Origin of the sequence: Sphingomonas sp. 10B4 (genome assembly GCF_035019905.1) — a bacterium.
GTDB lineage: Bacteria > Pseudomonadota > Alphaproteobacteria > Sphingomonadales > Sphingomonadaceae > Sphingomonas > Sphingomonas glacialis.
In genome coordinates this window covers 1-257 of the sequence record NZ_JASJVC010000415.1, presented here as the reverse complement: position 1 = coordinate 257, position 257 = coordinate 1, and the positions used below count along the sequence as shown (strand labels likewise).

At 52.9% G+C, this 257-nt stretch carries 1 pseudogene; it reads left to right on the top strand.

The features are described 5' to 3' along the window. Nucleotides 1-257: pseudogene (locus QN347_RS20320) on the top strand (TonB-dependent receptor); the annotation flags it as partial.

Here is a 257-nt window from a genome sequence, read left to right as displayed (position 1 = left end):
ATCATCACCCGTACCGGCGGTAATTACGGCGAGGCACGAGTTAGCTACGGCAGCTTCGATACCGAGCAAATCCAAATTGTCAAAGGCATAGAAGAGGGTAATTGGTCGCAAAATTATACCTTCGGTTACCAGAGCGTCGGCGGCTATCGGGAGCATTCTCGTAGCGATAACTTCACACTCGCCGGCAAGTGGTTTTACACCAGCGACGATGGCCGTGTTCGCTTCGGTCTCAGTGTACGGCATGCAGAGGCTAAAGC